This is a genomic window from Synechococcus sp. R8-2, assembly GCF_047461715.1.
Classification (GTDB): domain Bacteria; phylum Cyanobacteriota; class Cyanobacteriia; order Thermostichales; family Thermostichaceae; genus Thermostichus.
This window is the reverse complement of sequence record NZ_JANSHQ010000715.1, coordinates 1-1,230: the sequence shown is the minus strand read 5'-3', so window position 1 is coordinate 1,230 and position 1,230 is coordinate 1. Positions and strand designations below refer to the sequence as shown.

Sequence of the window (1,230 nt, the reverse complement as noted above, 5' to 3'; positions counted from 1 at the left end):
CCGGGAAGTATGGGATGGAGCAAAGGGTACAGACCGCTTTGCTACTCATCAATCCATTCAATCTATCCTGCTGGGAGAAAAGTTGGGGGTGACAGCCTGGGAAACCCTCTCAGACCAATTTGACCAGTCTGCGCGCCCCTTTCACAGCCCTACCTGTGCCCCAGTTGCCGATGGCTCCCAGCTGAGGTTAAGAGAAGCCCATAGCCCCCCGGCCCATCATTGACTATGATGCGGGCGTGAGGTGTGAATAAGTACCTAAACAATGGCAACCCAACGCATTTGCTTTGCTCAAGTCTCAGATGTCCACCTGATGCCCGAGACGGGGTGCCGCTGTTGGTGGATGTCCGATTCCCCCCGCCGCCAGTTGGAAGCCGCCGTTGCCCATCTCAACCAGGTGCCGGATCTGCACTTCGTGGTGTTTACCGGAGATTTGGTGGATCAAGCGGATCCGGAGAGCTTTCACTCTTTCCAGGAGATTCTTGCCCAACTGCGGGTGCCCTATTACCTCAGCCTGGGCAACCACGATATCGACACCCTGAGGAGAAAGGGACGCTTTAACCGAGATCAGTTTATCCGTTGGTGCCAAAGCCAATTTCCCCTGTCCCCGGCTCCCACCGGTTACGTCGATTACAGCCTTTCCCCTCTGCCCGGGATCCGCTTGATTGCCCTCGACGCCAGCCTGGGACGCTTCCCTTTGCCTCAGGGCGTGCTCCGCCCCTCCCAACTGCACTGGCTGGGCGAACATCTGCAAACGGTGCCGGAAGAATGGCTGATCCTGCTGATCCATCAGCCGCCCTTCATTGCTCCCACCCAAATGGACGCGGTTTTGTTTCGCAAGTACCGGCTCCTCAGCGAACCAGCCTCGGCGCTACACGCTCTCTTGGCCCGTCACGGACGGGTGGTGGCGGTGCTGAGTGGCCACCTGCATGTGCCGAAGGTGTATGTCCGCGATGGGATCCCCTACCTGACAGCACCTCCTCTGGTGGGGCCGGTTTCGGCTCTGCGGGTGTTTGAGCTGGAGGTGAACCCACGGCGAGGGGTGTTGCGCTACCACTGGGTTAAGTTGCCGGCATTGGATCCCAGCCCCCTCTGGCACGGCTTGGTGATGGGGATCCGACGGGATCGCTGGGGACAAATCCCTCTCCGGGCCAAGGGATCCCGCTCTCTCCCTCTGCCCGCTGCCGCCTGGTAATCAGAAACTCCTAAAGCTTGACCGAATTAGTGTAGATT

The 1,230-nt window shown here is 59.1% G+C and carries 2 protein-coding genes; both read left to right on the top strand.

Annotated features, from left to right (window positions below; all coding sequences use genetic code 11):
• On the top strand, positions 1-223 hold a 223-nt coding region (locus NW819_RS14150), incomplete at its 5' end, for a hypothetical protein (RefSeq protein WP_414414138.1).
• 39 nt (positions 224-262) lie between these two features.
• Complete coding sequence (locus NW819_RS14145; RefSeq protein WP_414414137.1) at positions 263-1,192, top strand: metallophosphoesterase family protein; 930 nt, start codon at positions 263-265, stop codon at positions 1,190-1,192.
• Positions 1,193-1,230 lie beyond the last annotated feature (38 nt).

Excerpts from the sequence above, each read along its gene's own strand:
- NW819_RS14145 (WP_414414137.1), top strand. The coding sequence starts at position 263 with ATGGCAACCCAACGCATTTGCTTTGCTCAAGTCTCAGATGTCCACCTG.